Genomic DNA, 22,788 nt, shown 5'->3' with positions numbered 1-22,788 from the left:
TATTTTACAGCAAATAGGTTCATTTTTTATCAGGAGGAAAAATTCATGGCCGCAATATCGGCTACTTTTCCGTTTTCTGTGCGCAATACCCTGGACGGGAACTTCTGCAGCACAATATAATCATGGGTAGCCATTACAATCGCTGTTCCTTCGCGGCATATGCGGAACAGGAGCTGCATAATACCATCGGATGTTTCCGGATCCAGGTTACCGGTAGGCTCATCGGCCAGAATCAGCTTCGGGGAGTTGAGCATGGCCCGGGCAATGTCTACACGCTGCTGCTCACCGCCGGATAATTCATACGGCATCTTGAAACCCTTGGTACCCAGTCCGACCTTATCCAGTACATCCGCAATTTTATCTTCCATCTCCTTATTGTTGTCCCAGCCGGTAGCGCGCAGGGCAAACTTCAGGTTGTCGTGCACGTTACGGTCTGTCAGCAGCTGAAAATCCTGAAACACCACGCCCAGATTACGGCGCAGATAAGGCACCTTCTTCCAGTCCATCTTCTTCAGATCAAAGGTCACCACCTGACCGGAACCCTCCCTTAACGGCAGATCACCATACAGTGTTTTCAATAAACTGGATTTACCAGTACCTGTTTTTCCAATAAGATACACAAACTCTCCCTTGTTCACCGTGATATTTACATCAGATAAAATCAATGAATTTCCCTGGTATATACTGGCATTCGTTAATTGGATGATAGGTTGTTCAGGCGTCATGTCCTAGTTTCTGTTTAATGTAAGCTGAGTTCTTCCGGCAAAAATAACCAATTAAAAAATAACTCGTTGTGTACAGTATCATAAAAATTCTGCTCTCCTGATCTAAAAACTAAAAAAATAGTTGTTCAACTAAAAAATTAGTTATAGATTAGCTGATATAAATGAAATGCTATGAAACAGCTTACCAAAGCGGAAGAACAGGTGATGCAGGCGCTATGGCAAACGGGGCCGGCTTTTGTAAAAGATATTATAGAAGCCATGCCTGAGCCGAAGCCTCATTACAACACCGTATCCACCCTGGTGAAGATTTTAATGGAGAAAGGCTTCATTGACTTCAAAGCCTATGGCAAGTCGCACCAGTATTTCCCGCTGATTACCAAGGACGCCTACAGCCACAAAACGGTCAACAATCTCGTAAAAGGCTACTTCGGTGGGTCTTTCAGCAACCTGGTATCCTTCTTCGTAAAAGAAAAGGAACTCAGTGTCTCCGACCTGGAAAAACTGCTGCAGAAAATCAAGGACACCCAAAAAAAGTAGGTTATGATGCCTTTAGCCGCCTATCTGTCAAAAATGATACTCTGCAGCGCCGTGCTGTACCTGTATTATCACATCGCGCTCCGTAACAACCGTTTTCACCAGTGGAACCGGTACTACCTGGTACTGATTACGCTGCTGTCGCTGGTTACGCCCCTGCTGCACATCCCGCTGCCGGCCATACAGGAGGAGCCTTCGGTGATGATGACCTACACCACCCGCATTATCACGCTGCGGGAGTCCGTAACACCGGCCGCTACACCCGCCGACTATCTTCGTACAGGGGTTATCGTTATATACAGCCTGGTAGCGTTACTGCTGACGGGCCGCCTGCTCATCAGCATCATCAAGATACGCCGGCTGATCCGCCACAGCCAGGTAACGGAAATACCGCCCTACCGTTTTGCCCGGCACAACGCCATCCAGGCGCCCTTCTCTTTTTTCCGCTACATATTCTGGGATACACATACGCCGATGGACACGCCGGCAGGCAAACAGATACTGCGGCACGAGCTGGTTCACATCCGTGAAAAACATAGTACCGACAAGCTTTTCATGGAATTTATCAGCGCCATTGGCTGGATCAATCCTTTTTTCCTGCTGATAAAAAGAGAACTGGCACTGATTCATGAATTTATTGCAGATAAAAATGCCGCCGGAGAAGAAGTATCTGATTATGCGCAAACCATTCTGCAGATGACGTTTCAGAGCAAACAGTTTGCTATTACCAATGATTTTTTTCATCCGCCAATAAAACGAAGAATCCTTATGCTCACACATTTTTATCAACCGCGATTCAGTTACCTGCGCAGAATACTGGTACTACCCGTAGCAGCGCTGATCTTCTGCTCTCTAGCCTTTGCAGCCGACAAGCATCCCTCCGCCATTCGGATGCATGTGGCAGCAGGCAACAGGGCCATCACCGTTACACCGGTCGCAGACACCAGTACACCGGTGAAGAAAAAACAGGTCAATACTCCCAAAGCAGCAAAAGAAACAAAGAAAGTAGATGAAGTAAATGAGGTATTCACTTTTGTAGAAATACCCCCCGCCTTTATTGGCGGAGAAAACGAGCTGGTGAAATATCTTTCCGCCAACATTAAGTACCCGAAAGCGGCTCAGGAAAAAGGTACAGGAGGCACCGTATTCGCCCAGTTCATTGTTACCAGGGAAGGCTACATCACAGATGTACGCACAGTAGGCGCCAGGAAAGGCGATGGCCTGGAAGAAGAAGCCATCAGAGTAGTTAAGGCCATGCCCAGGTGGCAGCCAGGTGTTCAGAACGGCCATCAGGTTGCCGTACTCTTCAACCTGCCCATCCGCTTTTCAATAACAGAAGAAAAAGCAGCTGCCGCATTACCTTCCTCCTCACGCGAAATCTTCACTTTCGTGGAGCAACCGCCGGTATTTCCTGGCGGAGAAGAAGCCCTGGCACGTTATCTCAGTAAAAATCTCCAATACCCGGCAGCTGCAGTTCAGCAAAAAGCAGGAGGTACCGTTTTCGTGCAGTTCCTGGTGGAAGCTGATGGTGCAATAAATGCTGTTACAACAGTAGGTGCAAAAAAAGGAATGGGACTGGAAGACGAAGCCATCAGAGTAGTGAAAGCAATGCCCAAATGGAAGCCAGGTAAGCAGAATGGCAGAGAGGTGACGGTGCAGTTTAATTTGCCGGTAAGATTCCAGATGCAGTAGTTACGAATTACGAATGATGAATGGCGAGTGAGGACGAAGATATAAGCGAAGAAGTAAATTTTTATCCGCTTATATCTTCGTCCTCACTCGCCATTCATCATTCGTAATTCGTAATTATATTTAGTGGTATATAAACTCGCCTGCCGCCGCTTTCACCGTTACCTGCTTTTGCTCCGCGGCCTCTACTCTTCCGATGATCTGCGCATCGATATTAAAGCTTTTGGAGATAGCGATGATATCTGCTGCAATGGCTTCCGGCACATATAATTCCATGCGGTGGCCCATATTGAATACCTGGTACATTTCTTTCCACGGTGTACCGGATTGTTCCTGGATCAGGGTAAACAGCGGTGGTACCGGGAACAGATTATCCTTGATGACGTGCAGTTTTTCTATAAAGTGCAGCACCTTTGTCTGGGCGCCGCCGCTGCAATGCACCATACCATGGATCTGCGGGCGGAACTGTTCCAGTACTTTTTTGATTACCGGCGCATAGGTGCGTGTAGGTGAGAGTACCAGTTTACCAGCATCTATTGTACCGAAACCGGGTATTTCCACTTTGTCGGTTAATGCTTTCTTTCCGCTGAAGATCAGTTCAGAAGGGATATTGGGATCAAAGCTTTCGGGGTATTTCCCGGCGATTGCCTTGTTAAATACATCATGACGGGCGCTGGTAAGGCCGTTGCTGCCCATACCGCCGTTGTAGGCAGATTCGTAGGTTGCCTGTCCGTAAGACGCGAGGCCCACTACTACGTCGCCTGCCTGGATACGGTCATTGGAGATAACGTCTGCACGCTTCATTCTGGCTGTCACCGTAGAGTCCACGATGATGGTACGTACCAGGTCGCCAACATCCGCGGTTTCGCCGCCGGTAGAGTAAATGCTGATCCCGTGTTTACGCAGTTCTTCCAGTATTTCTTCGGTGCCGTTGATGATGGCGGCAATTACTTCTCCCGGTACCAGCTGCTTGTTACGGCCGATGGTAGAGGAAAGCAGGATATTATCAGTAGCGCCGATGCAGAGCAGGTCATCCATGTTCATGATGATGGCATCCTGTGCAATACCTTTCCACACACTGATATCACCGGTTTCTTTCCAGTAAATGTAAGCCAGTGAAGACTTGGTGCCGGCGCCATCTGCATGCATGATATTACAGTAAGCCTCATCGCCGCCCAGCATATCAGGAACTATCTTGCAGAATGCTTTCGGAAACAACCCTTTGTCAATATTTTTAATGGCATTGTGTACATCTTCCTTGCCTGCCGAAACACCACGTTTGGCGTAAATATTATTATCCACCGGAAATAAATAAATAATTAAATGAAGAAATAATTCAATAAATATGCACTTCTGGCTGCAAAAGTAACAGATTCCGTGCATAATGCCCGCCGAATGTGTTACTTTTGCACCGCATTTTTGATTGTTATTGAGTTATATGCAGGTTCACAGGGACTTAAACCATTTACCGGAATTCCGTAATGCGGTTGTCACCATTGGTACATTTGACGGAGTACATACCGGCCATCGCTTCATTATTCAACAACTGGAGCAGGCTGCGGCAGACTGTGACGGAGAAACGGTGATTGTTACCTTCGATCCGCATCCGCGGGAAGTACTGATGCCCAAACCCAATAACATCCGGCTGCTGACCACCCTGCCCGAAAAAATTGCCCTGCTGGAACAGGCAGGTATTGACCACCTGGTGGTCGTTCCTTTCACTAAAGCCTTTTCTGAACTTTCTGCCCGCGAATACCTGGAAGACTTCCTGGTAGCACGTTTCAAGCCTAACACCATCATCATCGGATATGACCACCGCTTTGGCCATAACCGGGAAGGCGGGCTGGAACTGCTGGAAGCAGAACAGCAGGTATACGGCTTCCGCCTGATAGAGATCCCGCAGCAGGTAGTGAACGACCTGACCGTAAGCTCCACTAAAATCAGGAAGAGCCTGCAGGAAGGACAGGTACAGCTGGCCAACGAACTGCTGGGCTATCCCTATTTCCTGACAGGAGAAGTTATTCACGGCGATAAAATGGGGCGGCAGCTGGGATACCCTACTGCCAACCTGCAACTGCCGGACGAAAGAAAACTGATTCCTGCTGAAGGCATCTATGCCGTGCGCGTACAGCTGGCCGGCCACAGCAACCTGTTACCGGCCGTAATGAGCATAGGTTTCCGCCCTACCTTTAACGGTACGGATCTTCGCCTGGAAGTACACCTGTTTGACTTCAACGAGGACCTTTACGGTAAATTACTCACCGTGTATTTTATCGCCTACATCAGATCTAACCAGAAGTTTGATAATATCGACGACCTGGTTGTTCAGATGGATAAGGACTCTGCGCAGTCCAGAGCTATATTGGGATAGTACTCAGAATTCTTCTCCCAGCAACTCTATACGCTTACGTACTTTTCCGGGCCTGGTAAAACGGAAGCCCAGCCACAGCAATGTTGCTCCTGTCAGCAACAGGAAAGTTCCGCTGATGGTCATTATCTGCGTGAAATCTTCTGGAGCAGCTCTCCCTGCCGCCTTATCATTCATCCCCACAAATGCCATCAGGCCCGCCAGTAAAAGGAAAGCGCCCAGCAACATGAAAATAACAGCCAGGGTAATTCTGACAGGCGTATTTTTTTCTGCACGTACCATTATATCTGAAGTATCTCTTCTTCCGGATCTGAATATATACATACCTGTTCCTGCCATGGCCAGGCACAGGACGGTAATAGCCGTAAATCCGCCGGCTTCGCTCAGGAAGAGCTGTTCAAAGCTCACGAAGTTCAAAACGATCAGCCATAGCAGTATTCCGCTGATAAGGATTATCATCCCGGCGGTTCGCCGGATAGCACTGTTTTTCTTTGTCATAGGGATATAAGGGATGATTTTGTAATCAGTTATTTTTTATGCCGGCGCTGCGTTGCTTTCTGCCGGCGCCTCTGACCAGATAAAACCCCAGCCAGATAAATACAGCTGTTAATCCGAATACTAGTAAAAGGGAAATCATCAGCACCACGGGCGTTACTTCCTCATGTCCCGGCTCAGCTGCATTGATACAGATAGCAATACCTACCAGCCCTGTTATAGCGCTTAAAATAAAAAGTACTGCGCCCAGTATGGTTTTAACGATGCTGAATTTTGTTGTTGCGAGGTTAAATTCTTCTCCCAGCAGCTCCATGCTTTCCGTAGCATTTACCGGGGGTTTGTAAAACCGTATTCCCAGCCAGATGAGTACGCCGCCAACAAGCAGGCAGAGACTGATGCCTATCAGATAGGGACGCACCGAGGATTCATTGTCGAGTCCGAGATCCGGGAATAGCGTGCCTGCCAGTACCAGCAGCCCTACCAATGCAATACCTGCGCCGGCGATCATAAAAATGACAGCCAGGATAATACGACCTATGTTGTTTACATTTTTCATAAGTGGTAATAAATAGTATATGCGGCAACGTTAGTACAGTATTTTATACATCAGTTCTTTCATCAGCTCGCCGTCTTCCACCCCGCTGTCGTTGATACCAATACTGCGCAGGTTATACTGATGCAGCAGGAGTATCGCCTTTTCGGTGCCTTCCGGGCCGTATTGCCGGGCAGCGCCCATATAATCCTTTACAAAAAAGGGATGCACACCGAGGGCGGAGGCTATTTCCTTCTCCCCTCCCTTTACACCGAAGATCAGGTTCACCTTGGCGAAGAAGTTGTATAACGCCGGCAGGGTCATTTGTATAGGTGCGGCCTTGGGGTTGGCAGCGAAATAACCGATGATGCGGAATATTTTCTCTGTATTCTTTTGTCCGAGGGCGTTCTGCAGTTCAAAAACATTATACTCCTTGCTGATGCCCACATACTTTTCAATATCGCCTTCATCGATTTTCTTCTGTGCAGGCAGGTTTACCAGCAGTTTATCAATTTCGTTGGCAATACGGGAAAGGTCGTTTCCGATATGGTCTACCAGCAGGATGGCCGCCTTTTGTGTGATGGCCAGTCCGCGGCTGCTGACATAGCCTTCCACCCATGCCGGCAGCTGGTTATCGTACATTTTTTTGGTAGACAGCAATACACCTTTGTCTTTAATCAGTTTGGCGAGTTTGCTGCGCCCGTCTATTTTTCCCTGCTTATGGGCCACCACAAATACGGTAGATGACAGGGGGTTATCGATATAGGCTTCGAGTTTAAGCAGATCGCGCATAGCCTGGGCTTCCTTGAGCACCACTACCTGTCTTTCCGCAAACATGGGATACCGGCGGCAGGCGTTGATTACGGTGCTCCAGTCGGTATCTTTTCCATATAAAACGGTAAGGTTAAATCCTTTCTCTGCTTCTGTGAGGAGATCATGTTCCGCATAGGCGGTTACCTGGTCAATAAAAAAATCTTCCTCTCCTTCCAGCCAGTAAAGCGGGCGGAACTTCAGTTGTTTCCAGTCTCTGATGATATCCTGGTATTCCATGCGTATCTGTTATCGTCTATTTAATTATTTTGTATTCGTTGTCTTTCAGCAGTGGCATGCGCTTAAAGCGCAGCAGCAGCTGTGCCACAGCAATCACATCTTTCTGGCAGTAGGCGGCAATCCTTTCCAGGTCATGATCCTGCCAGTATACTTTTCCTACCATGCTGCCGTCGATATCATCTTTGGAAGAAGGGATACCGAGAACGGCTGTCAGCAGTTTCAGGGAAATATAGTGTTTGAAATCGCCGAAACGCCAGAGCTGGAGGGTATCAAGCATGGGTACTTCCCAGGGTTTGAAGCCATGCAGCTGTAAAGGCTGCGGCAAAGATAACTGATGAATCACAGACCTTCTGCAAATAAAGGGGATATCAAATTCTTTGATGTTATGTCCGGCGAACTGGAAGCGGGGATATTTCGCATAAAATTTATCTATCAATTCTAAAAAACTGCTGAGTACAACGGCTTCATCATCATGGTAAAACGATTTGAGCCGTAGCTGGTAGGTATTATTCTCCAGGGTGAAGAATCCTGCGGTGATACAAACTATTTTCCCGAATTCAGCGAAGATGCCTGCCCTGCCCGCATATACCTCTTCTTCATTTTCAGAATCTGGCGCAGTTTTTGCAATTTTGTCCAGCCAGAGCCGTTGCATTTCTGCCGGCAGGCGTTCGAATGCCGGAGCGCCAGGAGTGGTTTCTATGTCCAACAACAACAATTGATCCAATGCAATATTTGGTAACACGTAAGGAAAACAGTTTTATATATTTATAAAATAATATTATTTATTTTTGAATAACGATTTTTAACCATATAACTTACAAACATAAAACAAACAACTATGACTGAGAACACTTTTAACACACCTGCACCGGGATCTCCCGGACCAGAAAAACCGCGCAGCCGTAATGGTCTAATTTACGGTATTTTAATTGCTGCGCTGGCAGGTACCTGGATTTATATGTTGTATGACAAAAATAAATCCAGCGAGCAAATCGTACAAAAGAACGTACAGATAGACTCTATCTCTTCTTCCCGTGATGCTTTACAGCAGGAATATAATGCAGCCAACGCCCGTCTGGATGATCTGATTTCACAGAACACCCGTATGGATAGTCTGGTTAAAACCAAGGATAAGGAAATACAGGATATGAAAGCCAGAATTTCCAGCATCCTGACCAACAAAAACGCAACACAGTCGCAGCTGGCTGAGGCACGCCGCCTGATTGAACAGCTGAAATCCAGCATTGAAGGTTATCAGCAGACCATCGAGCGCCTGGAAGGCGAGAAAATTGTGCTGGCTGGCGAAAGAGACGTAGCCCGCAAGGAAAGGGATTCTGTTTCTACTGTTAAGGACAGCCTGAACAAAAAAGTAGATCTGGGTTCTGTACTGCATGCCTCCAATATTCACCTGCTGCCGCTCCGTGTTAAAAACAACGGTAAGGAAATTGAAACCAGCAAAGCCAAACGTGCTGATATGATGCGCGTAACCTTTGATCTGGACGATAACAGAATTGCTCCTACCGGTGATAAGGAAATCTTTGTAGCCATCACTGCGCCGGACAACTCCCCGCTGGCAGTAGAAGCACTCGGCTCCGGCAGGTTCACCCTGGAAGACGGTACTGAAAAATTATATACTGCCAAGAAAACCGTAGCCTATGTTACCGGTCAGAAACAAAGCATTTCTATGGACTGGAAACAAAATTCCGATTTCAAGGTAGGCGATTACTCCGTTGAAATTTATCATAACGGTTATAAAATCGGCCAGGGCAAAGTTACCCTGAAAAAAGGCGGTCTGTTCTAAGCTGACCAGTAAAAAATACAATTACCGGCTGATCCCGGTTCATATAAAAGCAAGGACCTGAGCATATTTTCTGCTGCTCAGGTCCTTGCTTTTTTTAGGTATATAGGGGCTTTTGCGCGATTTTATACCATATATCTGATATTTTTTTCACTTACATGAATTGTTAATGATTAGTTATTGGTAAAAAGTTATATATAAAAATAAAATTAAATTAACGTTCTTTGTCTTCATAATTACAAATAGCCAGTAACCCAAACACAACCGGTCAGAGAATTGAAACCAATGCTTGACCAGAACAATGTGACCGGATAAAAATGTAACAGCATAGGCCGTATATGTTGTAAAGGATGACCGATTTTTCAGGAGATGTTAAACCCTGCACGTGGTACCCGTTATAACTGATACAGCGCCATACTGCTACAACCCGGAACCCTGTTTCCTGCAATGGAATTTACTGGCTATTCCGGAACAGTTCAGAAGCCCAATTTTAAACATAAGCATGGAAGATATGAGTAAAATAGTGTACGTTGTTGATGACGACGAAATTTTTCATTTCATTATCAAAAAGATGTTGGGGCAACAGGACGATAATCTTGTTATTACATCATTCCTGTGTGCAGAAGAAGCCCTGGAACAGCTTTCCAGCAATCCGCAACCCACATTGCCTTCCCTTATTATTCTGGATATGAATATGCAAAGAATGAACGGATGGGATTTTATTGAAGCATACCGCGGTCTTAAATCATCCCTCAGCAATCATATCCCGATTATTATGTGTTCTTCTTCCGTAGATGTAAGAGATATGCAGAAAGTACAACATACTCCTGAACTGATGGCGTATATTACCAAGCCACTGGATAAAAATAAGATGAAGGTGATAGAGGAATACCTTTAATCAGGAATTACGAATTTTTAATTACGAATTACGAATGATGAATGGCGAGTGAGGAGCGAGGATAAGAGAGAATTAATTACGAATTACGAATTGCGAATTACGAATGTAACTCGAAGATAAAAGCGAAGACCGAAGCAAATACTTAAAAGTATATCGCTTCGGTCTTCGCTTTTATCTTCGAGTTACATTCGTAATTCGCAATTCGTAATTCGTAATTACATTATTCACATTATGCCAAAACAGCATTCCCATACATCTCCTCTCTGAGGTTTTTTACGCGCTCATCTGCGAGGTATTCGTCGAAGGTCATCATGCGGTCGATGATACCTTTCGGGGTGATTTCGATGATACGGTTGGCTACTGACTGCATAAAGGTATGGTCATGTGTGGTGAACAGCACGATGCCTTTGTAGTTAATCATGCTTTCGTTGAAGGACTGGATGGATTCCAGATCCAGGTGGTTGGTAGGCTCATCCAGGATCAGTACGTTAGGATCCTGCAGCATCATACGGCTGGTCATGCAGCGTACTTTTTCACCACCGCTCAGTACGGAAGTCTTCTTCATGATTTCATCACCGCCAAAAAGCATTTTACCCAGGAATCCGCGGAGGAACGGTTCATCTACGTCTGTCACGTGTGCCGGTACAAACTGACGGAGCCAGTCCAGCAGGTTTACATCCATATCTTTAAAGAAAGCGGCGTTATCGTTGGGAAGGTATGCTTTGGTAACGGTAGAACCCCATTCAAATTTACCGTTGTCGGCCTGTGCTTCCTCGTTGATAACCTGGAAGAAGGTAGTCAGCGCCATGTGGTCTTTTGACAGGAAGGCAATTTTATCTCCTTTATTTACAGAGAAGGATACATCAGTGAAGAGCTTACGGCCTTCCACTGCTTTTTCCAGTTTCTCTACGTTAAGGATCTGGTTACCAACTTCGCGCAGCTGTTTGAAGATGATACCGGGGTATTTACGGTTGGAAGGCTGGATATCTTCGATAACCAGTTTTTCCAGCGCTTTCTTACGGGAAGTAGCCTGTTTACTTTTGGAGGCGTTGGCGCTGAATCGGGCGATAAAGTCCATGAGGTCTTTACGCTTATCTTCCATTTTCTTGTTCTTATCTGCGATCTGGCGGGCCATCAGCTGGGATGACTCGTACCAGAAGGTGTAGTTACCGCTGAAAATCTGGATTTTGGCGCGGTCAACATCCGCTACGTGCGTACATACGGCATCGAGGAAGTGACGGTCGTGGGAAACTACGATCACGATGTTTTCGTAGTCAGCCAGGAAGTTTTCCAGCCATCCGATCGTTTCCACGTCCAGGTGGTTGGTAGGCTCATCCAGCAGCAAGATGTCAGGATTACCGAACAGCGCCTGTGCCAGCAGCACACGCACTTTAAGGCTACCCGGAATATCTTTCATCAGTATGCTGTGCATTTCTTCCTTTACACCCAGGTCGCCCAGCAATACGCCCGCATCACTTTCTGCCGTATAACCGCCCATTTCGCCGTATTCAGCTTCCAGTTCGCCTGCGCGCATACCGTCTTCTTCGGTAAAGTCCGCTTTCGCATATATGGAATCGCGCTCATGGGCAATTTCCCAGAGCTTTTTATTACCCATTAATACTGCATTCAGCACCGTAACTTCATCAAACTCAAAGTGGTTCTGTTTCAAAACACTCATGCGCTCGCCGGGAGTGATTTCCACGGTGCCCTTGTTCGGCTCTATTTCGCCGGACAAAATTTTCAGGAAGGTAGACTTACCTGCTCCATTGGCCCCAATCACACCATAACAGTTCCCTTTTGTGAAATTGAGGTTTACTTCGTCAAACAATACTCTCTTACCAAAAGAGAGCGTTACGTTTTTAACACTGATCATGCTGGCTATGTAAATTTTGAAGGTGCAAAGGTACGAATAGTATACGGGCTTTCCAAGTTAACAACGATGTTGGCCGCTTGCTATAAACAGCCTGATTTTAAACAGATTGTACGCATGTAAATAATCAATACGTATCTTTAACAAAATATTACGGTATGACGGATTATAATCAGGTATTCGAGAATAACAAACGGTGGGTAGCTTCCAAACTATCCAGTGATGCTGAATTCTTCCAGAAAATGGCAGATTCCCAGCAGCCGAATTATCTGTACATTGGCTGCAGCGACAGCCGTGTACCCGCCAATGAAATCATGGGCCTGGATGCCGGTGAGGTATTTGTTCACCGCAACATTGCCAACCTTGTACCCAACACCGACCTCAATGTCATGGCTGTCATCAATTATGCCGTACAGCACCTGGGGGTAAAACACATCATCGTATGCGGGCATTACAACTGCGGCGGCGTTAAAGCAGCCATGCAACCGCTGGATCTCGGACTGCTCAATCCATGGCTCCGTAATATCCGCGACGTATACCGCCTGCATATGGATGAGCTGAATGCCATTCAGGATGAACACGAACGCTACAACCGCCTGGTAGAACTGAATGTACAGGAGCAATGCATCAACGTAATCAAAACTGCAGTTGTACAGCGGCAGTACCTGGAAAAAGGCTTCCCTACGGTACATGGCTGGGTGTATGACCTGAAAAACGGATTCCTGAAAGATCTGAACATCGACTTTGAAGGTATCCTGCATGAAATACAGAAGATCTACGACCTCACCGGATCAGGTCTGATGCAGAAAGATAACAATCAATAAATTTTACATGGGTCCGATAGGCGTTTTTGATTCAGGGTACGGCGGCCTCACCGTACTCAAGGAAATTATTGCTGAATTACCGCAGTACGATTATATCTACCTCGGCGATAATGCCCGCGCGCCCTATGGCAACCGCGGCTTTGATACCATACACGCCTATACGCTGGAATGTGTTCAGCAACTGTTTGACATGGGCTGCCCCCTGGTAATACTGGCCTGCAATACGGCTTCCGCCAAGGCGCTGCGCACCATCCAGCAGAAAGACCTGCCAACTGTAGCCCCGGACCGCCGTGTACTGGGCGTTATCCGCCCTACCACCGAAATGGTAGGCACCATCACCCAAACCGGCGAAGTAGGTATACTGGCCACCAACGGCACCATCGCCTCTGAATCGTACCCGATTGAAATACACAAATTTTTCCCTCATGTGAAAACCTATCAGCTGGCCTGCCCTATGTGGGTACCGTTGGTAGAAAACAATGAACATGAAGGCGCCGGCGCCGATTTCTTCGTAAAGGAATACCTGGATAAAATACTGTCCCAATCCACCAACATCGATACGCTGGTATTAGGGTGTACCCACTATCCCCTGCTGATGAAAAAAATCCGGCAATACCTGCCCGGAGGCGTCACCGTATTAGCCCAGGGAAAAGTTGTTGCCCACAGCCTCAAAGACTACCTGAAGCGCCATCCCGAAATGGAAACCCGCCTCAGCAAAGGCCAGACACAACAATTTTACACCACCGACGATCCCGCCATATTCGACCGGATGGCAGAGATATTTTTTGGCAAATCAATCATGTCTGAATTTGTTTCTGTTGAAAGAAATAAAGATTAGGCGGGAATTACGAATGGCGGGTTATTTTTTTATTTAGTTATTTGAGATTTTGTGCCTGATCGCGATTTTCTCTGCAGCCTGTAAGCCCAGGGAGCATCACGATCAGGCACAAAATCTCAAATAACTAAATAAAAAAATAACCCGCCATTCGTAATTCGTAATTACTTATCCAGCATAAGCAAAAACGCGTACTCCATCGCTATTTCCTTCAGGGCGGCAAAACGGCCGGATGCGCCGCCATGGCCCGTTTCCATATCTGTATGGAGGAGCAGCAAGTTGTTGTCTGTTTTGAGTTCACGGAGCTTTGCCACCCATTTGGCAGGCTCCCAGTATTGTACCTGGGAATCATGCAGTCCTGTGGTAACAAGCAGGTTGGGATATGCTTTGGCTGTTACGTTATCGTACGGGGAATAAGATTTCATGTACTCGTAGGAGTCTTTATTTTTTGGATTGCCCCATTCATCAAATTCGCCTGTTGTTAACGGAATACTTTCATCCAGCATGGTGGTAACTACGTCAACAAAAGGTACCTGCGCTACTACGCCATGGAACAGCTCAGGACGCATGTTGATGACAGCGCCCATCAGCAGGCCGCCGGCGCTGCCGCCCATGGCGTACAGGTGCTGACTGCTGGTGTAGTCATGTTTAATGAGGTAGTCAGCGCAATCAATAAAGTCCGTAAACGTATTTTTCTTTTTAAACATCTTCCCGTCTTCATACCATTGACGGCCCATTTCCTGGCCGCCGCGGATATGTGCGATGGCATATGCAAAGCCACGATCCAGGAGGCTGATACGGTTGGAGTTAAACGCCGCATCCAGGCTGTTGCCGTAAGACCCGTAACCATACAGCAGCAGCGGGCCTTTACCATTCTTATTAAATGTTTTTTTGTAAACAACAGAGATCGGAATTTTAGTACCATCGGCAGCGGTAGCAAATACTCTTTCGGAAGCGTAATCTTTCGGATCATAGCCTCCCAGCACTTCCTGCTGCCGTTTCAGCTCCCGCTTGCCGGTTTCCATGTTGTAGTCATACACGGAGTTGGGCGTAATCATCGACGTGTAATGAAAGCGCAGCTCTTTGCTGTCCATCTCCGGGTTGATGCCTACATACGCATCATAGGCCGGCTCGTCAAAGGCCAGGTATTTATCTTCCTTCGTTTTATCATTGATGATACGTACCTGTGTAAGCCCGTTCTTTCTTTCTTCCAGCACCATAAAATCCTTAAACAGTGTGAGGCCGGACAGCAGCACATCTGTACGGTGTGGTATCTTTTCCTGCCAGTGTTCACGGGAAGTTTTGTCCAGCGGAGATTCCATGAGGCGGAAGTTCAACGCGTTCCAGTTGGTGACGATGTAGAATTTGTTATCACGGTGATCCACTTCATACAGCATATCCTTCTGGCGGGGCTGGAAGATGCGGAAATCTTCATCCGGACGGGATGCATCCAGAATACGGCATTCGGAAGACAGGGTGCTGCTGCTGTGAATAACGATGTAACTACCTGACTTGGTTTTACCGACACTCACATTAAAGGTTTCATCTTTTTCATGAAACACTTCCTTGTCTGCCGTACTGCCGAGTTTATGCTTCATAATGCGGTCTGCGCGCAGTGTAACCGTATCCTTGCGGGTATAGAATAAGGTTTTGTTATCGCTGGCCCAGCTGGCGGAGGCGGTTGTTTCCGGGATGGCGTCCGGCAGTATTTCGCCGGTTTCCAGGTTCTTGATATGAATGGTATAACGGCGACGGCTGACCGTATCTACGCCGTAGGCCACCAGTCTGGTATCCGGGCTTACGCTGATAGCGCCCAGATGATAGTAGGCATAACCTTTCGCCATCTCGTTCACGTTGAGCATCACCTGTTCTTCCGCTTCCAGGCTGCCTTTCTTACGGCAATAGATGGGGTATTCCTGTCCTTTTTCAAAACGGCTGTAATAGTAATAACCGTTTTTCAGATAAGGCACGCTCATATCTGTTTCTTTGATACGGCCTTTCATTTCATCGAACAGCTTTTCCCGCAGCGCTTTCTCCGGCGCCATAATGGTGTCCAGGTAAGCATTTTCTGCATTCAGCCAGCTGATGACTTTCGGGTCTTCCCGGTCGTTCATCCAGTAGTAGTTATCTATGCGTGTATCGCCATGGATAGTCAGTTCTCTGGCTATCTTTTCTGCCACAGGAGGTTTGATGGTATCCTGATTGTTCATTTTCCTTTTCTTTTCGTTACAAGACAATAACACAATTCCTACAAGCAAATAAATTCTCTGCATAGAAATGGTTTTACTCAATTTAAGAAAGAATTCCAAAGTAATAACCTGCTTAGATAACTTTCATGTTGAGCGGGTCCCACTGGATTAATTTTTTTCCGAAGTAACTGAGGTTGGTGGCCAGTGCAGGCCCTGCGGCGCGCAGGCCGAAGGTGGCGTCTTCCACTACCGGCTGGCCGGTACGCATGGCTGCGAAGAAATTTTTAAAGTGATCCAGCCGGTCATCATAACCTGCCGGTGCGGCATAGGCAGAAGAAGTTTCGGCAGCCTTTTCCCTTGCTGCTCCGTATTTCCCCTGATATTGCTGTACGAAACGTTCCTGTTCTGCCTTTGTAAAGGTGTTATAGGTATCCCAGCCGCCATAGCCGGGGGCTGCGGAGAGTTTATGTTTTTTAATCCGGAAATCGTTCCAGCCCATTTCCATCACGCCATCGGTACCTATCAGGCGGGTGTATTCGCCGCCGCCACTGCCATCCGCGAAGTTGACACGCAGTGTCATCTGGAATGCAGGATGCTCCTTCGTTGCAGGGTAGTCGAAAATAGCGACTACTACATCCGGCACATCGCGGCCATCCTTCCACTGTACCAGGTTGCCGCTGGCATAGATAGCCGAAGGGCCTATTGCACCGGTGATGTAATGTACGCCGGATATCAGGTGTACAAAGAGATCGCCGGGTACGCCGGTGCCATATGCCTGGTAATTGCGCCAGCGGAAGAAACGCACCGGATCGAAAGGCAGGCTGGCAGTATCTTTCAGGAAGGTGTCGAAATCTATTGTTTTGGGAGAGGCGTCTGTAGGAATGGAATATTGCCATGCGCCCAGTGCGCTGTGGCGGTCCATACGCGCTTCCACTACGTTCAGCTGACCAATATCTCCGGCGAGATAACGCTTACGCGCCTCCGCCATGGCGATGCTGCTCACCCGCTGGCTACCAACCTGGAACACGGCTTTGGTACGCTGCTGGGTGGCTATCACCCGGTGGCCTTCTTCAATCTGCTGTACCATCGGCTTCTCGCAGTATACGGCCTTTCCGGCTTCCATGGCGTCAATAGAAATAGTGTCGTGCCAGTGATCCGGGGTAGCTACAATGATGGCATCTATATCTTTCCGGTGCAACAATTCCCGGTAATCGCGGGTGGTGAATACCTGGTTACCATATACTTCCTTTACTTTAGCAAGATGTCCGTCGTATAAGTCTGCCGCCGCCACGAACTCCACACCCTGTACCTTCAGCGCGCAGCTGACATCTCCGAAACCCATGATTCCCATGCCTACGCAGGCAAGGCGAATCTTATCATTTGCAGTATACAACTTCTCCGGTTGTATCAGTTGCACCTGTTCCCGCTCTTTGCCCATGGCGGCCAGCTGGCCTATTCCCAATAAAGCGGCAGTACTGCTGAGGTGCTTAATAAACTTTCTACGGGATTGGTCTGACATAGTAACAAGTTTTTAATAGGAATTACATGATAGTAAAAAAATTTTCAATAATGAAGACGGAATTACGAACGGCAAACCTGATACGGGAAACACCTGACAGAAAACTTAATATAAAATTCATAATTCCTTCATAAATCCTTAACGACCTCTATAGTGCCGGAATGCAGGAAGAACGGTTATTTCGCGGCTTAAACAAGTACTGACTTTATGAGATTTTTTTTACCACTCATTCTCCTCTTCCTGTTGACTGGCGGCATTGTGAATGCCCAGGTAAAAACCAGTGTAAGAGGTATCGTAACAGACAAAAGAACCGGACAACCCCTGACCGGCGCTGCTGTGAAGCTGCATAGCGCACAGTATTCCGCTGCCGGTACCACAGGACTGGACGGCAGCTTTGTGTTCCGCAATATTCCTGAAGGGGACTATGCACTCAAAGTAAAGGATATGGGCCATGAAGAAATGGAACAGAAAATCCACTGCGACGGAGCGGTAAAAACTATTAACATCGCGCTTGAAGGAAAAGATGTGGCGCTGCAAACCCTGACGGTTAAAGGTAAAGGGGACAAAGGCAGCGAACGCAGCGCACTGAAAACCGTGCAGCAGGCAGACATGGTACTCAACGCCGTATCTGCACGCGCCATCGAGGTTTCACCAGACATTACCATCGCGAATGTGATGCAGCGTGTTTCCGGCGTATCTCTCGAAAGAGGTAACAACGGTGACGGCCAGTATGCCATCATCCGCGGGATGGATAAAAGATACCAGTATACGCTGATCAACGGTATTAAAATACCCAGCCCTGATAATAAAAACCGCTACGTGCCGCTGGACATCTTCCCGGCCGATCTGGTAGACAGGCTGGAAGTCTATAAAGCGCTTACGCCTAACATGGAAGGCGATGCCATCGGCGGCGCTACCAACATGGTGATGAAATCTGCCCCTGATCGTTTTGTGCTGCATGCCAACGCAGCCATCGGTTATGCACAATCGCTGTTTAACCGCGACTTTACTTCTTTCAGTACCAGCGGCGTTAACAAAACATCTCCACGCACCCGCTTTGGCAATACCTATGAAGCCGGCAATGAAGACTTCACGACTAACCCATTACATTATACTACCCGCAAAGCTCCTCCTGCCAGCGTTTTCGGCATAACTGCCGGCGGCCGCAGCAAAGACAAAAAATTCGGCGCCCTTGCAGGTCTGAGCTACCAGAACACCTACAGCTCCTATCAGACCCTATACCTTTCTACCATCGTAAACAAGAACAATAACGAGCCTGTATTTGACGGAGTGCGGAACCGCGAGAACTCTGTCCGTCAGCAACGTACAGGGCTACACGCCAAACTGGATTATCAGTTCAATGATAACCACAACATCTCCTTGTATGCTGCCTATATGAACCTGGGACAGTATCAGACAAGAATAGACTCTGACACCAGCCTGGAGCTGGGCCGCACCGGTCCGGGTTCCGGCAGGATTAAAAATATTTACCGCAGTGAACACACCACACAGGCTATCAGCAACTTCACCCTGCAGGGTACGCATAAACTGGCGCACCAGCTGAACATGAACTGGTCTGCTGTTTACTCCAAAGCTACTGCCAACATGCCGGATCGTGCAGCACTTACCCTGAATACCGGTGTGGAAAGAGAAAACGGTCAGCTGATCCAACGCCCTGTACTGGTGGATGTTATGGATGGTATTGTTCATGAATGGGCACGCAACTCCGATGAAGATAAAAGTGGTTATCTCAACTTCATCTACACCCCAAAAATTCTGGGTGTAAAAACTGAGTTCTCTGCCGGTGGGATGTACCGTCAGAAACAACGTACAAGCCTGTACGATATTTATAAATTACGTCCGGATTCCAGCACACAGGAATTCAAAGGTGATATAGACGATCACGCCACCAAAGTATTTGGCAGAACAGGCGCACCCGACAATTCCCTGAACTACGACTTCACTGAAAAAACCGGCGCTTACTATGGTCAGGTAAAATTCACCATCGGTCGTCTGCAGACCCTGGCCGGTGTGCGTGTTGAGCATACCAGTGGCAACTGGATGTCTGCTGACAAAACCGTAGAAGGCCAGTACGGCAATATAAAATATACCGATGTATTGCCAAGCCTTCACTTCAAATACATGCCGGATCATAAACGCAACATTCGTCTTTCCTACTACTCTGCCATCAGCAGACCAGGATTCTATGAAACAGTACCGCACCTCTACGGTGACCTGGACAATGAATACCAGGAGAAAGGAAATCCTTATCTGAGAAGATCTACCAGCGATAACTTTGATCTCCGCTATGAGTATTTCCCGAAAGCGCTGGATGAATTGCTGGCAGGCGTATTCTACAAACGAATCAAAGATCCGATTGAATCGGCTCTCATTACAGATAACCGCAGCACCTTCTTTATGAGCAGCAACTTCGGCACTGCCACCAACTACGGTTTTGAACTGGAAGCAGCGAAATACATCCGTAAATTCGGTGTTCGTGTGAATTACACCTTTACCAAATCTTCTATCAGCAGCGATAAATCACAGTATTACCGCGCAGATAACGGCGACGTAAAACCAAGGTCTGTCAGCCAGGAACGTCCTATGCAGGGTCAGTCACAGCACATCGGCAACCTCTCTTTACTGTACAAGGATAGCAAAAGTGGCTTTGATGCCCAGCTGGCATTTGTTTACACCGGCGAGCGCATTGCCATCGTTTCTCCATTCCTGGATAACGACATCTGGCAGAAAGGATTTATTATGATGGATTTTTCTGCAGAAAAAAGAATCTGCAAAAACCTCTACGCCTATACGAAAGTGGGTAATATCCTGAACACAGCGAACGAACTGTTCCTCAAAACCCGCAATACCGAAGCCTCTGCTGAAGGTATCCCCGGCCAGGAAGCCGGCAAAAATATGTTCATCCGTAAAAACACCTACGGACAAACCTACTTACTCGGTCTTCGTTTCAAACTTTAAAACATCGGCATCATGAAATTCAATACATATATACTTTCGGCTATCAGTGCAGGTTTCCTGCTTTCCTCCTGTCATAAGGAGGCAACACTGAATATTTCCAAACCGGAAATTGTTCCCAGCAAACCTATTACTTCAGATACGTTGTCCGGCAGCATTCAGGGTACCCTGCTTGCCGGTAAAACCTACTACTTTGCTACCGATATCACCATCAATGATGGTGATACCCTGACCATGCAAAGCGGCGTAAAGCTGGTGGCGCTGGGAGATGGCAGCAGTCAGCTGAAAAGTCCGCAGATTACGGTAAACGGTAGTTTCCTCAGTCTGGGTACCAAAGAAAAGCCTAACTATATCACCGTTGCGGAAGAGCTGAAAAAACCGGAGAATGCGTTCAAAGGCATATGGGGTGGTATTCAGTGTACGCCGCTGAAAGATAAAAAAGGCGGTGACCTCATCCTGAAGTGGACGCATATTGAATATGCCGGCGGTCCGGCAGCTGTAGCCACCGAAGTATACAAAGCCGGTGATCCCCGCTACCTGATTTATTTCGCCAATATGGAGAAAAATTTCATACTGGAAGATTGCTGGATCAGCGGCAGTAAGGATGATGCTATCCGTACCGACGGCGGCAAGCTCAGCATCATGCGTAACACCTTTGAGCTGTGCGGCGAAAAAGGCGGTGAAGCGCTGAACATCAAATCCGGATCTGTAGGCGATGTAGCCTATAACGTGGTAATGGGCGCTGCTACCAACGCCTTCAAGGTTTCCAATTCCGGTGATAAAACCGTGCAGGCAAATGTGAATATTTATAACAACACGATGATCAACTGCGGTTTCCGTCAAACCAAAGAAGGCCGCGGCGGTGGTATTAACTATGAATCCTTTGCCAAAGGAAAAGCCTTCAACAACCTGTTCATCAACTGCCGGGTAAGTATGCGCGTAGTAGGTGGCGCCGGTACAGGAGCGGATCTTCCTAACCTGTCTTACGGCAACAACCTTTACTACGGCAACGCCCCTACGTTGCTGAATCAGTTCAATGCTACGGATGGTGTTTCTACATTTACCGCACAGGATATTCAGGGTCAGGTCAAAGCAAACAATCCTTTGTTCTATGCCTATGATGTAGATCAGTTTGATTACACCACACTGGGCGGCACTTCCAAAGCACCGGCTGTAACCTGGAAGCAGCAGGCATTAGCGCTGCTGACACAGGGTAACGCCAACCTGCGACTGAAAAATAGCTCTCCGGCCATCGGCAAAGGGGTTACCGGCTTCTCTCCGCTGAACCCGACTACCATCACCGGAGAACTCGCAGCAGATGTGAAACTTCCGGGTAAAGACCTGGGCGCTTATCAGACAGATGGCAGCGGAAATCAACATTAATTAAATCGTACATTCAGAGATGATATACAGAAAGATATTTACCTTTAGCCTTGCAGCTGCTTCACTGGCAGCATGCAAGTCCAAACCCGCACCGGCAGCTGCCGCCACCGATGCTGTACAAGCAACCGTAGTTACCGAAAGTACACAATACGACAGCGATGATCCGGCCATCTGGGTCAATAAGGCTGACAGCTCCAAAAGCCTCATTATCGGCACAGATAAAAATTCAGATGGCGCATTGTATGTCTATAACCTGGAAGGCAAAATCGTAAAAAAGGTGGATGGCCTGAAACGCCCCAACAACGTGGATATTGCCTATGGTCTGTTATTGAATAATGAACCGGTAGACATCGCTGTTACAACAGAACGTGAAACCAATAAACTGCGTATCTACCGCCTGCCGGAAATGACACCGGTGGACAACGGCGGTATTGAAGTATTTACCGGCGAAGCAGCGCGCGGCCCCATGGGTATCAGCTTATACACGCGGCCGGCCGACAAAGCCATCTTTGCCATTGTAAGCCGCAAATCAGGACCTGCTACTGGCTACCTGTGGCAATACCAGCTGACAGACAGTAACGGCCATGTAACGGGAACGCTTGTACGTAAATTTGGTACGTACAGCGGTAAAAAAGAGATAGAAAGCGTTGCCGTAGATAATGAACTGGGCTACGTGTATTATTCCGATGAACAGACCGGTGTACGCCGCTACCACGCCGATCCAGCCAAAGGAGACACTGAGCTGGCACTCTTCGGCGCAGGAGATTTCAAGGTGGACAATGAAGGTATCAGCATCTACAAAACAACGGACAGCACAGGTTATATCCTGGTATCAGACCAGGATGTCAACAGCTTTAACGTTTATGACAGAGCTGCTGCCAAACCTGTACTGCTGGCCCGTGTTCCGGTATCGGCCATCAACAGCGACGGTTCAGATGTACTGAATGTTAATCTGGGACCGCAGTTCCCGAATGGTATTTTCGTAGCGATGAGCACTGACAAGACCTTTCACTTTTACGACTGGCGGAAGATAGCAGAGAGAATTACGCATTACAAATAATGAATGATGCATTCACAGAAAGACATCAGCGAAGATGTTGCAG

The 22,788-nt window shown here is 47.5% G+C and carries 19 protein-coding genes; 10 read left to right on the top strand and 9 right to left on the bottom strand.

Annotated features, from left to right (window positions below):
• Positions 1–29 precede the first annotated feature (29 nt).
• The gene (locus GWG06_RS08745; protein ID WP_127042820.1) at positions 30–725 is read right to left on the bottom strand and encodes a cell division ATP-binding protein FtsE; all 696 of its coding nucleotides are present in this window, start codon (positions 723–725) and stop codon (positions 30–32) included.
• 171 nt (positions 726–896) lie between these two features.
• Here GWG06_RS08745 and GWG06_RS08740 point away from each other — a divergent pair, with 171 nt between their 5' ends.
• On the top strand, positions 897–1,262 hold the full coding sequence (locus tag GWG06_RS08740; protein ID WP_127042818.1) for a BlaI/MecI/CopY family transcriptional regulator: 366 nt from the start codon (positions 897–899) through the stop codon (positions 1,260–1,262).
• A 3-nt stretch (positions 1,263–1,265) separates the two neighbouring features.
• Positions 1,266–2,951 (top strand): M56 family metallopeptidase, encoded by a 1,686-nt coding sequence (locus tag GWG06_RS08735; protein WP_160712599.1) that lies wholly within the window; start codon positions 1,266–1,268, stop codon positions 2,949–2,951.
• A 120-nt stretch (positions 2,952–3,071) separates the two neighbouring features.
• Here GWG06_RS08735 and GWG06_RS08730 read toward each other — a convergent pair whose 3' ends face one another.
• A complete protein-coding gene (locus GWG06_RS08730; RefSeq protein ID WP_127042813.1) occupies positions 3,072–4,250 on the bottom strand; it encodes an AIR synthase related protein in 1,179 nt (392 codons plus the stop codon).
• A 136-nt stretch (positions 4,251–4,386) separates the two neighbouring features.
• On the opposite strand from GWG06_RS08730, the gene GWG06_RS08725 reads away from it, so the two are divergent.
• A complete protein-coding gene (locus tag GWG06_RS08725) occupies positions 4,387–5,319 on the top strand; it encodes a bifunctional riboflavin kinase/FAD synthetase (RefSeq protein ID WP_160712597.1) in 933 nt (310 codons plus the stop codon).
• Positions 5,320–5,322: 3 nt separating this feature from the next.
• Here the strand turns inward: GWG06_RS08725 and GWG06_RS08720 are convergent, their stop codons facing one another.
• Genes GWG06_RS08720 through GWG06_RS08705 form a run of 4 tightly spaced genes read right to left on the bottom strand, consistent with a single transcriptional unit; the run spans position 5,323 to position 8,135 of the window.
• The gene (locus GWG06_RS08720; RefSeq protein ID WP_160712595.1) at positions 5,323–5,814 is read right to left on the bottom strand and encodes a hypothetical protein; all 492 of its coding nucleotides are present in this window, start codon (positions 5,812–5,814) and stop codon (positions 5,323–5,325) included.
• A 25-nt stretch (positions 5,815–5,839) separates the two neighbouring features.
• The gene (locus tag GWG06_RS08715; protein WP_160712593.1) at positions 5,840–6,367 is read right to left on the bottom strand and encodes a hypothetical protein; all 528 of its coding nucleotides are present in this window, start codon (positions 6,365–6,367) and stop codon (positions 5,840–5,842) included.
• A 30-nt stretch (positions 6,368–6,397) separates the two neighbouring features.
• Positions 6,398–7,393 carry a DNA polymerase III subunit delta gene (gene holA / locus GWG06_RS08710; RefSeq protein WP_160712591.1) on the bottom strand — a complete coding sequence of 332 codons (996 nt, stop codon included), beginning with the start codon at positions 7,391–7,393 and terminating at the stop codon, positions 6,398–6,400.
• A gap of 16 nt (positions 7,394–7,409) precedes the next feature.
• The gene (locus GWG06_RS08705) at positions 7,410–8,135 is read right to left on the bottom strand and encodes a ribonuclease H-like domain-containing protein (RefSeq protein WP_160712589.1); all 726 of its coding nucleotides are present in this window, start codon (positions 8,133–8,135) and stop codon (positions 7,410–7,412) included.
• 96 nt (positions 8,136–8,231) lie between these two features.
• On the opposite strand from GWG06_RS08705, the gene GWG06_RS08700 reads away from it, so the two are divergent.
• Both GWG06_RS08700 and GWG06_RS08695 read left to right on the top strand, forming a co-directional pair.
• Positions 8,232–9,194 carry a coiled-coil domain-containing protein gene (locus tag GWG06_RS08700; RefSeq protein WP_127044111.1) on the top strand — a complete coding sequence of 321 codons (963 nt, stop codon included), beginning with the start codon at positions 8,232–8,234 and terminating at the stop codon, positions 9,192–9,194.
• 508 nt (positions 9,195–9,702) lie between these two features.
• Positions 9,703–10,089, top strand: coding sequence for a response regulator (locus GWG06_RS08695; protein WP_158631667.1), 387 nt, complete (start codon positions 9,703–9,705; stop codon positions 10,087–10,089).
• A 229-nt stretch (positions 10,090–10,318) separates the two neighbouring features.
• Here GWG06_RS08695 and GWG06_RS08690 read toward each other — a convergent pair whose 3' ends face one another.
• Positions 10,319–11,962 carry an ABC-F family ATP-binding cassette domain-containing protein gene (locus GWG06_RS08690; protein WP_127044109.1) on the bottom strand — a complete coding sequence of 548 codons (1,644 nt, stop codon included), beginning with the start codon at positions 11,960–11,962 and terminating at the stop codon, positions 10,319–10,321.
• 155 nt (positions 11,963–12,117) lie between these two features.
• On the opposite strand from GWG06_RS08690, the gene GWG06_RS08685 reads away from it, so the two are divergent.
• Complete coding sequence (locus GWG06_RS08685; RefSeq protein WP_160712587.1) at positions 12,118–12,783, top strand: carbonic anhydrase; 666 nt, start codon at positions 12,118–12,120, stop codon at positions 12,781–12,783.
• Positions 12,784–12,790: 7 nt separating this feature from the next.
• On the top strand, positions 12,791–13,621 hold the full coding sequence (murI, locus tag GWG06_RS08680) for a glutamate racemase (protein ID WP_160712585.1): 831 nt from the start codon (positions 12,791–12,793) through the stop codon (positions 13,619–13,621).
• Between the two features lie 161 nt (positions 13,622–13,782).
• On the opposite strand, the gene GWG06_RS08675 is transcribed toward murI, so the two are convergent.
• Together GWG06_RS08675 and GWG06_RS08670 are read right to left on the bottom strand one after the other, a co-directional pair.
• Entirely contained in the window at positions 13,783–15,828 is a 2,046-nt protein-coding gene (locus tag GWG06_RS08675; RefSeq protein WP_235938234.1) for a S9 family peptidase, read from the bottom strand.
• Between the two features lie 112 nt (positions 15,829–15,940).
• Positions 15,941–17,326: a Gfo/Idh/MocA family protein gene (locus GWG06_RS08670; protein WP_160712581.1), complete on the bottom strand. Its 1,386-nt coding sequence runs from the start codon at positions 17,324–17,326 to the stop codon at positions 15,941–15,943.
• A 207-nt stretch (positions 17,327–17,533) separates the two neighbouring features.
• Here GWG06_RS08670 and GWG06_RS08665 point away from each other — a divergent pair, with 207 nt between their 5' ends.
• From GWG06_RS08665 to GWG06_RS08655, 3 genes are read left to right on the top strand one after another with little or no spacing between them, the layout of a single operon-like run.
• Complete coding sequence (locus tag GWG06_RS08665) at positions 17,534–20,305, top strand: TonB-dependent receptor domain-containing protein (RefSeq protein WP_127039257.1); 2,772 nt, start codon at positions 17,534–17,536, stop codon at positions 20,303–20,305.
• Positions 20,306–20,317: 12 nt separating this feature from the next.
• On the top strand, positions 20,318–21,685 hold the full coding sequence (locus GWG06_RS08660) for a hypothetical protein (RefSeq protein WP_160712579.1): 1,368 nt from the start codon (positions 20,318–20,320) through the stop codon (positions 21,683–21,685).
• Between the two features lie 19 nt (positions 21,686–21,704).
• Positions 21,705–22,745, top strand: coding sequence for a phytase (locus tag GWG06_RS08655; protein ID WP_160712577.1), 1,041 nt, complete (start codon positions 21,705–21,707; stop codon positions 22,743–22,745).
• The last annotated feature ends 43 nt before the right edge of the window (positions 22,746–22,788 follow it).

The sequence above is a fragment of the Chitinophaga solisilvae genome (assembly GCF_009928525.1).
In the GTDB taxonomy this organism is placed as follows: Bacteria; Bacteroidota; Bacteroidia; order Chitinophagales; family Chitinophagaceae; genus Chitinophaga; species Chitinophaga solisilvae.
Note: the sequence above shows the minus strand (reverse complement) of the source record. Positions and strands in the feature narration are given on the sequence as shown.

What these genes read in the sequence shown, in the direction of transcription:
- GWG06_RS08685 (WP_160712587.1), top strand. Translation starts at nt 12,118, where the DNA reads ATGACGGATTATAATCAGGTATTCGAGAATAACAAACGGTGGGTAGCT.
- holA (WP_160712591.1), bottom strand. Translation starts at nt 7,393, where the DNA reads ATGGAATACCAGGATATCATCAGAGACTGGAAACAACTGAAGTTCCGC.
- GWG06_RS08715 (WP_160712593.1), bottom strand. Translation starts at nt 6,367, where the DNA reads ATGAAAAATGTAAACAACATAGGTCGTATTATCCTGGCTGTCATTTTT.
- GWG06_RS08690 (WP_127044109.1), bottom strand. Translation starts at nt 11,962, where the DNA reads ATGATCAGTGTTAAAAACGTAACGCTCTCTTTTGGTAAGAGAGTATTG.
- GWG06_RS08720 (WP_160712595.1), bottom strand. Translation starts at nt 5,814, where the DNA reads ATGACAAAGAAAAACAGTGCTATCCGGCGAACCGCCGGGATGATAATC.
- GWG06_RS08655 (WP_160712577.1), top strand. Translation starts at nt 21,705, where the DNA reads ATGATATACAGAAAGATATTTACCTTTAGCCTTGCAGCTGCTTCACTG.
- GWG06_RS08670 (WP_160712581.1), bottom strand. Translation starts at nt 17,326, where the DNA reads ATGTCAGACCAATCCCGTAGAAAGTTTATTAAGCACCTCAGCAGTACT.
- GWG06_RS08725 (WP_160712597.1), top strand. Translation starts at nt 4,387, where the DNA reads ATGCAGGTTCACAGGGACTTAAACCATTTACCGGAATTCCGTAATGCG.
- GWG06_RS08695 (WP_158631667.1), top strand. Translation starts at nt 9,703, where the DNA reads ATGAGTAAAATAGTGTACGTTGTTGATGACGACGAAATTTTTCATTTC.
- GWG06_RS08660 (WP_160712579.1), top strand. Translation starts at nt 20,318, where the DNA reads ATGAAATTCAATACATATATACTTTCGGCTATCAGTGCAGGTTTCCTG.
- GWG06_RS08740 (WP_127042818.1), top strand. Translation starts at nt 897, where the DNA reads ATGAAACAGCTTACCAAAGCGGAAGAACAGGTGATGCAGGCGCTATGG.
- GWG06_RS08700 (WP_127044111.1), top strand. Translation starts at nt 8,232, where the DNA reads ATGACTGAGAACACTTTTAACACACCTGCACCGGGATCTCCCGGACCA.
- GWG06_RS08745 (WP_127042820.1), bottom strand. Translation starts at nt 725, where the DNA reads ATGACGCCTGAACAACCTATCATCCAATTAACGAATGCCAGTATATAC.
- GWG06_RS08665 (WP_127039257.1), top strand. Translation starts at nt 17,534, where the DNA reads ATGAGATTTTTTTTACCACTCATTCTCCTCTTCCTGTTGACTGGCGGC.
- murI (WP_160712585.1), top strand. Translation starts at nt 12,791, where the DNA reads ATGGGTCCGATAGGCGTTTTTGATTCAGGGTACGGCGGCCTCACCGTA.
- GWG06_RS08735 (WP_160712599.1), top strand. Translation starts at nt 1,266, where the DNA reads ATGATGCCTTTAGCCGCCTATCTGTCAAAAATGATACTCTGCAGCGCC.
- GWG06_RS08675 (WP_235938234.1), bottom strand. Translation starts at nt 15,828, where the DNA reads ATGAACAATCAGGATACCATCAAACCTCCTGTGGCAGAAAAGATAGCC.